The 10,844-nt window shown below is 74.3% G+C and carries 10 protein-coding genes and 1 riboswitch; of the genes, 6 read left to right on the top strand and 4 right to left on the bottom strand.

Annotated features, from left to right (window positions below; translation table 11 throughout):
- The first annotated feature begins 277 nt into the window (after nt 1-277).
- The 3 genes from Q6349_RS14135 (at nt 278) to Q6349_RS14125 (ending at nt 2,612) form a co-directional block, all read left to right on the top strand.
- A complete protein-coding gene (locus Q6349_RS14135) occupies nt 278-736 on the top strand; it encodes an Rrf2 family transcriptional regulator (protein WP_171248401.1) in 459 nt (152 codons plus the stop codon).
- A gap of 129 nt (nt 737-865) precedes the next feature.
- Entirely contained in the window at nt 866-1,777 is a 912-nt protein-coding gene (locus Q6349_RS14130) for a sulfite exporter TauE/SafE family protein (protein ID WP_304604620.1), read from the top strand.
- A gap of 106 nt (nt 1,778-1,883) precedes the next feature.
- Nucleotides 1,884-2,612, top strand: coding sequence for a PAS domain-containing protein (locus Q6349_RS14125; protein ID WP_304604619.1), 729 nt, complete (start codon nt 1,884-1,886; stop codon nt 2,610-2,612).
- An 89-nt stretch (nt 2,613-2,701) separates the two neighbouring features.
- Here the strand turns inward: Q6349_RS14125 and Q6349_RS14120 are convergent, their stop codons facing one another.
- Nucleotides 2,702-2,986, bottom strand: coding sequence for a DUF4235 domain-containing protein (locus Q6349_RS14120; RefSeq protein WP_304604618.1), 285 nt, complete (start codon nt 2,984-2,986; stop codon nt 2,702-2,704).
- A gap of 106 nt (nt 2,987-3,092) precedes the next feature.
- A riboswitch (TPP riboswitch) is annotated at nt 3,093-3,196 on the top strand.
- Between the two features lie 57 nt (nt 3,197-3,253).
- Between Q6349_RS14120 and Q6349_RS14115 the strand changes: the two genes are divergently transcribed.
- Genes Q6349_RS14115 through Q6349_RS14105 form a run of 3 tightly spaced genes read left to right on the top strand, consistent with a single transcriptional unit; the run spans nt 3,254 to nt 6,836 of the window.
- Complete coding sequence (locus tag Q6349_RS14115; RefSeq protein WP_304604617.1) at nt 3,254-4,357, top strand: thiamine ABC transporter substrate binding subunit; 1,104 nt, start codon at nt 3,254-3,256, stop codon at nt 4,355-4,357.
- Nucleotides 4,354-6,090 (top strand): ABC transporter permease, encoded by a 1,737-nt coding sequence (locus Q6349_RS14110; protein WP_370375404.1) that lies wholly within the window; start codon nt 4,354-4,356, stop codon nt 6,088-6,090. The genes Q6349_RS14115 and Q6349_RS14110 overlap by 4 nt, the downstream gene beginning before the upstream one ends.
- Nucleotides 6,090-6,836, top strand: coding sequence for an ABC transporter ATP-binding protein (locus Q6349_RS14105; protein WP_369810848.1), 747 nt, complete (start codon nt 6,090-6,092; stop codon nt 6,834-6,836). The genes Q6349_RS14110 and Q6349_RS14105 overlap by 1 nt, the downstream gene beginning before the upstream one ends.
- Before the next feature lie 46 nt (nt 6,837-6,882).
- Here Q6349_RS14105 and Q6349_RS14100 read toward each other — a convergent pair whose 3' ends face one another.
- Genes Q6349_RS14100 through Q6349_RS14090 form a run of 3 tightly spaced genes read right to left on the bottom strand, consistent with a single transcriptional unit; the run spans nt 6,883 to nt 10,841 of the window.
- Entirely contained in the window at nt 6,883-7,995 is a 1,113-nt protein-coding gene (locus Q6349_RS14100; protein ID WP_304604616.1) for a PrsW family intramembrane metalloprotease, read from the bottom strand.
- 9 nt (nt 7,996-8,004) lie between these two features.
- The gene (locus Q6349_RS14095) at nt 8,005-9,609 is read right to left on the bottom strand and encodes a SpoIIE family protein phosphatase (protein ID WP_304604615.1); all 1,605 of its coding nucleotides are present in this window, start codon (nt 9,607-9,609) and stop codon (nt 8,005-8,007) included.
- On the bottom strand, nt 9,606-10,841 hold the full coding sequence (locus Q6349_RS14090) for a HAMP domain-containing sensor histidine kinase (RefSeq protein ID WP_304604614.1): 1,236 nt from the start codon (nt 10,839-10,841) through the stop codon (nt 9,606-9,608). Before Q6349_RS14090 ends, Q6349_RS14095 begins: the two co-directional genes overlap by 4 nt.
- Between the last annotated feature and the right edge of the window lie 3 nt (nt 10,842-10,844).

Below are 10,844 nucleotides of genomic sequence, written 5' to 3'. Positions count from 1 at the left end.
CAGCGCCGATGGTACTGCCCTGGAGACGGGGTGGGAGAGTAGGACGCCGCCGGACACCCTTCACAGCAGGCCCCCCACCACAGGTGGGGGGCCTGCTGCATTTCCCCACCGAACCCCCGAGACCGCAGCGGACCGCGCGGACGGCGTCCACCCGGCCCGCGGCGGCGTGCCGGCATCGCGGACGGGTCCGTGGCGGACGGCCCGCTCTCCACCTCTACGATGAGCGCAGGGTGCGCGGTGAGCGTGCGGGGCGGACTGCTGAACGGGAGGAACCAGGGTGAGGGTCTCGGCGAAGGCCGACTACGCGGTGCGAGCGACGGCCGAGCTCGCCGCGGGCGACGACGGTGCACCCGTGCCCGCCGAGTCGCTGGCCGAGGCGCAGCACATCCCGCACCGCTTCCTCGAGTCGATCCTGCGTGACCTGCGCCGCGAGGGCATCGTGGCCAGCCGCCGGGGCGCGCGGGGTGGCTACGTCCTGGCACGACCCGCCGACCAGGTGACGGTGGCGGACGTCGTGCGGGCCGTCGACGGCCCGCTGGTGTTCGTCCGCGACGAGCGTCCCGCCGACCTGGACTACGAGGGGGCCGCCGCCGACCTCCTGCACGTCTGGGTGGCCCTGCGGGCCAGCGTGCGGCGTGTCCTGGAGGAGGTCACCGTGTCCGACCTGGCGGCGGGATCCCTCCCGGACGAGATCCGGTCGTTGACGTCCAGCGACTCCGCCTGGCAGAACCCCTGATCGCGGCCCCCTCCGGGTCCGGCGACGCAGATCCGACCAGGATGTTGCGCGTCGTTAAACCCGACTAGCCCGATCGGATATAGTCACTTCAGCGGGGTCGCCGACCACGCACGGACGGAGGGACTCGTGATGCAGACACTGGTGCTGCTCGCTCTCGTGGGCCTGGGGGCTCAGCTCGTCGACGGCAGCCTGGGCATGGCCTACGGCGTCACGTCGACGACGCTGCTCCTGGCGATCGGGACCAACCCTGCCGCGGCGTCGGCCACGGTGCACCTCGCGGAGATCGGGACCACGCTCGCGTCGGGGGCGTCGCACTGGCGGTTCGGCAACGTGGACTGGCGCGTCGTCGCGCGCATCGGCGTGCCGGGGGCGATCGGCGCGTTCGCCGGGGCGACGTTCCTGTCGTGGCTGTCGACCGATCTCGCCAAGCCGGTCATGTCGGTGCTGCTGCTCGCGCTCGGCGTGTACGTGCTGTCCCGGTTCACGTTCCGCGGCCTGCGCACCGACAAGATCGGCCAGCCGCTGCGTCGCCGCTTCCTCGCGCCCCTCGGCCTGGTCGGCGGCTTCCTCGACGCCACCGGTGGTGGCGGCTGGGGGCCGGTCGGGACGCCGGCGATCCTCGCCAGCGGACGCCTGGAGCCCCGCAAGGTCATCGGTTCGATCGACACCAGCGAGTTCTTCGTCGCCGTGGCGGCCAGCCTGGGCTTCTTCGTGGGCCTCGGGACGGCGGGGATCGACCCGATGTGGGCCACCGCCCTGCTGCTGGGCGGCCTCGTCGCCGCGCCGGTCGCGGCCTGGTTGGTCCGGCTCGTGCCGCCCCGGGTGCTCGGATCGGCGGTCGGTGGCGTCATCGTGCTCACCAACAGCCGGACCCTGCTCGCCACGGTCGACCTCGCGCCGGCCTGGACGACGGTGGTCCTCGCCGCCGTCGTCGTGCTCTGGGCCGCGGCGGTCGCGTGGTCCGTGCGGGCGCACCGCCGCGAGCAGTCGGTGACCATGGCCCGGACGACGACCCAGGACGCGCACAGCGTCGGCGGGTGAAACCCGCGGGTGAAGACGTCCGCCCAGGTGGCGCTCGTGACTCCGCGGAGTACGGTGGGCCACACCGGCCCGGCCCGGCCCGGTGAGATCGTCGGGAGGAGAACACATGAGTTCGCTGTCGTCGTCGCGGATCATGAAGAGTTCCGCGCTCTCATCGGTGACCGACGCACTCTCCACCGGGACCCAGCTCGTCGTGGGTCAGTACCGGATCGACGCGCCCTCCGGTGCCGTGTGGTGGTCCGACGAGGTCTACCGGATGTACGGGTCGGAGCCCGGCGATCTCACACCCACCGTGGACATCATCCGGGCGCGGACCCACCCGGACGACCGGGCGCGCGTGTCGCGGACGGCGATCGTGTCCCTGCGGGCCGGGCGGCCGTTCAGCAGCGCCCACCGCATCATCGACCCGCACGGCAAGGCACGTACGGTCGTCGTCACGGGTCGGGGGCAGCTGGACGAGGACGGGGCCATCGCCCGGGTGGGCGGGTACGTGCTGGACGTCAGCCCGGTCGCTCGCGAGGTGCTGGACCGCGAGTCCCACCGTGCCGTCGGGCGGGCGATGGTCTCCGCCGCCGCCGTCGAACAGGTCAAGGGTGCCCTCATGATCGTGCGGGGCCTGGACGAGGCCGACGCCACGGACCTGCTCGGCGAGGTCGCCGCACGAGCCGGGATCCCGATGCAGTCAGCGGCGTCACAGGTCGTCAGCGAGCTCCGCACGTCCCGTGGAGAGCCTGACGACCGGCTGCAGGCCGCGCTCGACGCGGTCCACAGCGTGGACCGCCCGCACGGGCACGAGGCCCAGCTGGCCCGTCGACGTCAGAGCACCCGGCGCTGAGCACCGGTACCGGTCCGACCTCTCGCGAGGCGCGCCGGTCACCGTCCGACCGCTCGCGGGGCGAACGAGCCGCCCCGCGAGTCCGGGACTCAGACCGTCGAGATCTTCTTGGCGCGGCGGTCGACCGCCTTGACGACTCCCTGCTTCGCGAGCCGGCGGGCCATCACCGCGGCGCCACCCGTGACGGCGGCGAACGTGATCGCCTGGACGATCGGGATGTCGTCCGCGTCCAGGTCGATCGGGGCTTCCTTGCCCGTGGCCTTCTCCCAGATCGTCTTGATGATCTTCTGGGCCACCCAGCCGGCGGCGAGGGTCGCCGCGATCGTCCCGACCTTCACGGCCAGCGTCGGCTCGGTGCTCTTGGACAGCTCCACGGGTCCTCCAGTCGTTCGGTGCGCCGGGCGGTCACGGACGGACTCCGTCGGGAGGTCCGCGCCACGGACGCCACCACCGTAGCGTGCTCGAGGTGTGTAGGCTCGGGGGGAACGACAGGGGAGCGCCATCGGCGCTGAGAGTGCGGACCACCGCAGACCCTCGAACCTGATCCGGTTAGCACCGGTGGAGGAAGTCGGGCTTCTCGATCCCGTCGCCTCGGACCCTCCGAGCGGCGGACCCCCTTCTCGAACGTCTGAGGAGGACACATGAGTCATCGTCTCCGTCGCACCGTCGCGACCACCGCCGTCGTCGCGCTGCTGCCCGCGCTGGCCGCCTGCGGCGGCGAGGAGTCCCCCGGAGCAGCGCCCAGCAGCTCCGCGGGCTCCGCCGACGCGAGCGCCACGCCGGAGCTGTCCGGTACCGTCACGCTCGTCACGCACGACTCCTTCGCCCTGAGCGAGGGGGTCCTGGAGTCGTTCGAGGAGGAGACCGGGCTCACCGTCGAGCAGGTCGCCGCCGGCGACGCCGGCACCTTGGTCAACCAGCTCGTGCTCACGGCCGACAGCCCGCTCGGCGACGTCGTCTACGGCGTGGACAACACCTTCGCCTCGCGTGCCGTCGAGGCCGACGTCTTCGAGCCGTACACGCCGGCCGACCTCGACCCGTCCGCGACCGGGCTCGTCGACCCGGCGCTCGAGGGGCTCACCCCGATCGACAAGGGCGACGTCTGCCTCAACGTCGACACCACCTGGTTCGAGGCCGAGGGCGTCGAGCCGCCGAGCACCCTCGAGGACCTGACCGACCCCGCGTACGAGGACCTGACGGTCGTGACCAACCCGGCGACCTCGTCGCCCGGCTTCGCGTTCCTGCTCGCCACCGTCGACGCCTTCGGGGAGGACGGCTGGCAGCAGTACTGGGCCGACCTCTCGGACAACGGTCTCAAGGTCACCGACGGCTGGTCGGACGCCTACTACGTCGACTTCTCCGGGGCCGGCGAGGGCGGTGAGCGGCCGATCGTGCTCTCCTACGCCACCTCTCCGGCCTTCACCGTGACCGAGGACGGCAGCGAGAGCACCACCGAGGCGCTGCTGGACACCTGCTTCCGCCAGGTCGAGTACGCCGGCGTCCTCGCCGGCACCGACAACCCCGACGGCGCCCGGGCCCTGGTGGACTTCCTCGCCTCCGCCGAGGTGCAGGCCGACATCCCCGCCAACATGTACATGTACCCGGCCGACGACACCGTCGAGCTGCCGGCCGAGTGGGAGCAGTTCGCCCCCCTCGCCGAGGAACCGTTCGACGTCGCGCCGGACGAGATCGCCGCGCACCGTGACGAGTGGATCGAGCAGTGGACGGCCACGGTCATCGGGTGACGCCCTCCACCAGCGGCGGGGCGTCCCTGCGGCCGCCCCGCCGTCGGCCCGCCCCGGGGACCTGGCTGTGGTGGGTCCTCGCCGCGGGCCTGCCCCTGCTGTTCCTCGGGGTGTTCTTCGCGTGGCCCGTGGCGGCGCTCGTCGTCCAGGGGTTCTTCACCGACGACGGCGGCACTCGCGCGCTCGACCTGTCCGGGTTCGCGGAGGTCCTGTCCCAGCCCCGCACGTGGCGCGTCGTCGGGCAGACCCTCGCCCAGGCGTCCGTCGGCACGGTCCTGGCCGTCCTGCTCGGGCTGCCCGGCGCCTACGTGCTCTACCGGTGCCGGTTCCCGGGCCGGGCGCTGGCACGCGGCCTGGTGACCGTGCCGTTCGTGCTGCCGACCGTCGTGGTCGGCGTGGCCTTCCGGGCGCTGTTCGCCCCGGGCGGCACCTTCGGGTGGCTCGGCATCGAGGAGTCCTTCGCCGGGGTCGTCGTGGCCCTGGTGTTCTTCAACTACGCCGTCGTCGTGCGCACCGTGGGCGGGCTGTGGGAGCGGCTCGACCCGCGGGCGGAGCAGGCGGCCCGCTCCCTCGGCGCGAGCCCGTGGCGGGCCTTCCGCACGGTCACCCTGCCGGCGCTGGGGCCCGCGATCGCGTCCGCGGCCGCCGTGGTCTTCCTGTTCTGCTCGACGGCGTTCGGCGTCGTCCTGGTGCTCGGGGGCATGCGGTACGGCACGATCGAGACCGAGATCTGGATCCGCACCACCCAGTTCCTCGACCTGCGCGCCGCCGCCGTGCTCAGCATCCTGCAGCTCGTGGTCGTCACCGGAGCACTGCTCGTCAGCGCCCGGCTGCGTGCCCGCCGCGAGCGCGCGCTGCACCTGACCAGCGACCGGTCTGCGGCGCACCGCTTCTCCTGGCGACGGGCCAGCGACGCCGTCCCGGCGGCCGCGACCGTCGCCGTCGTCGGCCTGCTGGTCGTCGTGCCGCTCGCGGGTCTGGTCGCCCGCTCGCTGCGGACGCCCGACGGCACCTGGGGGTTCGACAACTACGTCGCCCTCGGCACGACCGGGGGCCGCAACGCGCTGTCCGTCACCGTGTGGGAGGCGACGGCGAACTCGCTGCGCACGGCCGTGCTGGCCGCCCTCATCGCCGTCGTCGTCGGCGGGCTCGTGGCCCTGGTCGTCTCGCGCCGTCCCCGGTCGGCCGGGCTGCGCCGGGCCGTCGGGGCGCTGGACGCCGCGTTCATGCTGCCCCTCGGGGTCTCCGCGGTGACCGTCGGGTTCGGGTTCCTCATCACCCTGGACCGGCCGCTCGGGCTCGACGTCGACCTGCGGACGTCGGGCCTGCTCGTGCCGATCGCGCAGGCGGTCGTCGCGATCCCGCTCGTGGTCCGCACCGTGCTGCCCGTGGTGCGGGCGATCGACCCGCGGCTGCGCGAGGTCGCCGCCACCCTGGGTGCCGCCCCGGGCCGGGTGCTGCGAACCGTCGACGGCCCCCTGACCGCCCGGTCCCTCGGGCTGGCCGTCGGGTTCGCGTTCGCGGTGTCGCTGGGCGAGTTCGGCGCGACGTCGTTCCTCGCCCGGCCCGACGCGGCGACGCTGCCGGTCGTCATCTTCCGGCTCATCGGCCGGCCCGGGGCGGAGAACTACGGGATGGCGCTCGCGGCGTCCGTGGTGCTGGCCGTGCTCACCGCGACGGTCATGATGGTGGCGGAACGCCTGCGCGGTGACGCGGGCGGAGGGGAGTTCTGATGTCCGGGGCCGAGGGCCTGAGCGTCCGTGACGTCGTCGTGCGCTACGAGGGCACGCGGCACGAGGCGGGCACGACGGCGGTCGACCACGTGTCGCTCGACGTCGCGACGGGCGAGGTCCTGGCGCTGCTCGGGCCGAGCGGCTGCGGCAAGTCGTCGCTGCTGCGCGCGGTCGCGGGGCTGGAGCCGCTGGTGGCGGGGTCGGTGTCGTTCGCGGGGCAGGACCTGGCCCGGGTGCCGGTGCACCGGCGCGGGTTCGGCCTGCTGTTCCAGGACGGTCAGCTGTTCCCGCACCGGGACGTGGGCCGGAACGTCGCCTACGGGCTGGAGATGCAGGGGATCCCCGCGGCGCAGCGGCGCGACCGGGTGGCCGAGCTGCTCGCGGACGTCGGGCTGGCCGGGTACGCGCGGCGGGCCGTGTCGACGCTGTCCGGCGGGGAGAAGCAGCGGGTCGCGCTGGCCCGGGCCCTGGCCCCGCGGCCGCGGCTGCTGCTGCTCGACGAGCCGCTGTCCGCCCTGGACCGGCAGCTGCGCGAGAAGCTCGCGATCGACGTGCGCGACACGCTGCGGGCGACCCGCACGACGGCGGTGTTCGTCACCCACGACCACGCCGAGGCCTTCACGGTGGCCGACCGGGTCGCCGTGATGGACGCAGGGCGGCTGCTGCAGGCCGACACCCCGGAGCGGCTCCGCGCCGCACCCGCCTCGGCGCGGGTCGCGGAGTTCCTCGGGCTCGAGCTCCCCTGACCGTCGCCGGTGGGCCCTGCCGTAGACCGTGGGCCGCAGCCCTCCGTCAGCGCGCGAAGACGACCCGTGCGTGCCCCATGAGCAGCAGCAGCGGGTCGCGGCGGGCCACGAACGCGTCGTCGTCCACCAGGCCCAGGTCGTACCGGCGGTGCAGCATCGCCAGCTCGGTGGCGGCCTGCTGGTAGTCCGCCAGGGCCCGCGCCGCGCCCCGGCCGAGGGCACCGCGGACCTGCTCGCGGGCCCGCTGCCGTGCCCGCAGCGACGACAGCATCCGCAGGTCGCCCGTGCCGATCACGCCGAGCTCCTGGTAGCGGGGCAGGTGCCGGCGCACCAGGCCGACGATCCGACGGCGGTCGCGGTGCAGCACGACGCCGAGCGCCACCAGCACGCCGGCGCCCAGCAGGTACGCGACCCCGAGACCGAGAGCACCCGCCGCCGTCGAGGCGTTCCACAGGGCGTGCAGCGCGGTCGCCCCGGCCACGCCGGCCACGACGGGCAGCGCACGCCGTCCGGGCCGGCGCAGGGCCGCCGCGGCCACGCCCACGCCGATCAGGGACGTGCACAGGGGGTGCAGCAGCGGGGAGACGATCCCGCGCACGACGAAGGTCCCCGCCAGCGTCCCGGCCGGAGCGGTGGCGTAGTAGCTGATGTTCTCCACGGTGGCGAAGCCCAGCGCCACCGTGGAGCCGTAGATGATGCCGTCGGTGGGGCCGTTGAGCTCGTGACGCCTGAACCAGAGCAGCCCCACGAGCACCGCGCCCTTCGCCAGCTCCTCGACGACCGGGGCGGTGAGGGACGCCGTGGCGTACCGGCCGAGCTCGGCGCCGAGCATCGGCCGCCACACGAGGTCCAGCCCGGCGGTGTTGAGGAGCGTGGCGAGCAGGACGGCGACGCCCGCACCCCAGCCGAACGCGGCGACGAGGACGTCGGGGGGTTCGGGCTCGAGGCGGTCGAGCGCGAGGACCCCGGCGAGCAGCAGCGGCAGGGGGACGAGCGCCAGGACGACCGCCGTGACCAAGCCGTCCGCACCGTCCCGCAGCAGCAGGGCGAGAGCCACCGCCAGGCACAGGGAGGACGTGGCCACCGTGACGACGACCCCCACCGACGGCCGGGCGGTGGGCCTGCCGGCCAGGATCGCCCGTGGCTCCAGGGGTGGCATGCCCTGACCCTACTGAGCGGCCCCGCTCGTGCGGCGCACGATCACCACGGCCACGTCGTCCTCGCGCGCGCCGTCGTCGAAGGCGTCGAGCAGGTGCTGGCACGCGTCGTCGGGGCAGGTCCCGGGGATCTGCGCGGCGGCGGTCCGGAGCCGGGCCAGGCCGTCGCGCAGCGAGCCGTCCCGGCGCTCGACCAGTCCGTCCGTGGCCAGGACCAGCAGGTCACCGACCGCCAGCGTGGTGCGGTACGGCGGGCGGCTCTCCGGGCTCGGCAGCCCCAGCAGCCGGGAGGTGGACTTCACCGGCCGTGCCGTGCCGTCGGAGCGGACGAGCATCGCCGGCAGGTGCCCGGCGTCGGTCAGCTCGACCTCGCCGGTGACCGGGTCCGCGAGGCAGACGCACACCGTCGCGGTCTCGGTGTGGTCGGTGCGCAGCACCTCGTTGAGCAGCTCCAGCGCGCGTTCCGCCCCGTGCCCCTCGCGCAGGTAGGCGCGCAGCGTCAGGCGGAGCTCGCCCATGACGGTGGCGGCGTGCAGGGAGTGGCCCTGGACGTCGCCGATCACCACCGCGACCCGGCCGTCGGGGAGGTCGAAGGCGTCGTAGAAGTCGCCTCCGACGTCCAGCAGGTCGTCCGAGGCCTCGTAGCAGGCGGAGACGTCGAACCCGGGGCGCACCGTGAGGTCGGACGGGAGCAGCGCGTCCTGCAGGGCGCGGGTGATCCGGTGCTCCTCGGCGAGCAGGCGCAGGTTGGCCAGCGCCACCGCGGTCGCCTGCGTGAACCGTCGCACGGTCTCCCGGTCGTCGTCCGTCGGGCCGGTCTCGGAGTCGGCCAGCTGGACGCCGAGGCCGCCGACGAGCCGCCCGCGGGCGTCGCGCATCCACGTGGTCCACCACGAGGAGGGCCTCACCCCGGCCTGCGTGAGCAGCTCCCGCCACGGCGCGGGGACGCGGTCCCTCGGCAGCAGCGCCGAGCTGACCCCTCCCGGCGGCGGGACGGGCGTCTCGCCGGCACCGCGGACCAGCGGGGCGCCCGGCGCCGGGCACACGGTGCGCAGGACGTGGTCGGCATCGACGACCACCATGGCGATCGCGGCACGTCCGAGGACGCTCGACGCGCCCCGGGCCGCGAGGTCCACCGCCTCCTCGGCGGAGCGCGCCGAGTGCAGGGGGACCAGCGCCGTGCCGAGGTCGTCGAGCCGCTGCGCGGTCCGGTGCGCCCCTCGCTTCTCGTCGTAGCTGCGGCACAGCGCGCCCACGGTGGCGAGGAACTCGTCACGGTCGAGGGGTTCGGGCAGGTAGGCGTCGGCGCCGTGCTGCAACCCGGCCGTGCGGGCCGCCGCGTCGATCGACGTGGCCGACACGTGCAGGACGGGCACGGGGGACGTCTCCGGCCTGTTCTTCAGCTCCCGGCACACCTCCGCCCCCGAGACGTCCGGCAGGTTGACGTCGAGGACCACGGTGTCGAACTCGGCCGAGGCGCGCTGCAGCGCCTCGCTCCCGGTGGCGGCCTCCGCCACCGCGTAGCCGGCGGCGCGCAGCCAGGTGGCCATGAGGTAGCGGTGGGCGTGGGTGTCGTCGACGACGAGCACCCGTCGCCGTCCGTTCTCCTCGATCACGGTCCTGCTGTCCCTTCGGTGTCGAGTGCCGCGACGAGTGCGGCACGGTCGATCCGGTCCTTCGGCAGGAACCGCGCCGTGCGCGTCCACGGGCCGGGGGCGGGGCTCGGTCCGCTCGACATCAGGACGGCTGCCAGGCCCGGCCGTTCGTCCAGCATCCGAGCCAGCAGCGCCGTGCCGGTCGTGTCCGGCATGCGCACGTCCAGGACGACGGCGTCGACGTCGTCCTGCAGCATCGCCAGGGCCGTGCCGGCGTCGTGGGCGACGCTGACCCGTGTCGCCTCGTCGCGGAGCAGACCGGCGACCGAGGAGCCGAAGGCGTGGTCGTCGTCCACGACGAGGACGTGGCCGACGCGACCGCTGCGGGCACCGGCGGGGGCGTCCGCCCCGGCGGCGTCCTCCAGCGAGGGCAGGGTGAGCGTGAAGACGCTCCCCTCGCCGAGCGTCGAGGTCGCGGTGAGGCTGCCGCCGAGCGCCTCGGCGGTGCGCCGCGCGTACGGCAGCCCCAGACCCGTCCCCCGCGCGCCCGGCTGCAGGTGGTGGGGCACCTGGACGAACTCCTCGAAGATCGCGTCGAGCTGGTCCGCGGGCACGCCCAGCCCCGTGTCCCGGACCTCGCACCGCGCGCCGTCGGCCGTGGGCGTGACGACCAGGTGCACCGACCCGCGCTCGGTGAACTTCACCGCGTTGGTCAGCAGGTTGCGGAGCATACGCGCCACGAGGCGCCGGTCGCTGCACAGCACGGGCACGCCCGGCCGGTCGACGACGAGCTCGACGCCGTCCCGGACCAGCGGGCGCGTGGTGCCCTCCAGCTCGGCGAGGAGCTCGGCCATGTCGAACGGGGCGGGGTGGACGTCCTGGTGCCCGGCCTCGGCGCGCGCCAGCTCCAGGAGCTCGTCCACGAGGGTCAGCAGCGTGTCGGCGCTGTCGCGCACGAACCGGACCTGCTGGGCCTGGTCGTCGTCCAGCGACGACTCGGCGAGCAGTCCCGCCAGGCCGATGATCGAGTTGACCGGGCTCCTCAGCTCGTGGCTCACGTTGCGCAGGAACCGCGACTTGGCCTCGTTCGCCGCGGCGAGCTGGCGGCCGCGCTCGTCCAGCTCGGCGTAGAGCGCGACCACGCCGGAGTTCGTCTCCTCCAGCTCGGCCGAGAGCTGTTCGTACTGGGCCGTCAGTGCCTCGTGCGCCTGCTCGAGCCGGGCCAGCCGACGCTGCAGAGCTGCGGCCTCCACCGC

This window comes from Isoptericola sp. 178, from assembly GCF_030586525.1.
In the GTDB taxonomy this organism is placed as follows: Bacteria; Actinomycetota; Actinomycetes; order Actinomycetales; family Cellulomonadaceae; genus Isoptericola; species Isoptericola sediminis.
The sequence above is the reverse complement of the archived record's forward strand: the minus strand, read 5'-3'. Positions and strand labels throughout refer to the sequence as shown.

What these genes read in the sequence shown, in the direction of transcription:
- Q6349_RS14130 (WP_304604620.1), top strand. Translation starts at nt 866, where the DNA reads ATGCAGACACTGGTGCTGCTCGCTCTCGTGGGCCTGGGGGCTCAGCTC.
- Q6349_RS14125 (WP_304604619.1), top strand. Translation starts at nt 1,884, where the DNA reads ATGAGTTCGCTGTCGTCGTCGCGGATCATGAAGAGTTCCGCGCTCTCA.
- Q6349_RS14115 (WP_304604617.1), top strand. Translation starts at nt 3,254, where the DNA reads ATGAGTCATCGTCTCCGTCGCACCGTCGCGACCACCGCCGTCGTCGCG.
- Q6349_RS14105 (WP_369810848.1), top strand. Translation starts at nt 6,090, where the DNA reads ATGTCCGGGGCCGAGGGCCTGAGCGTCCGTGACGTCGTCGTGCGCTAC.
- Q6349_RS14100 (WP_304604616.1), bottom strand. Translation starts at nt 7,995, where the DNA reads ATGCCACCCCTGGAGCCACGGGCGATCCTGGCCGGCAGGCCCACCGCC.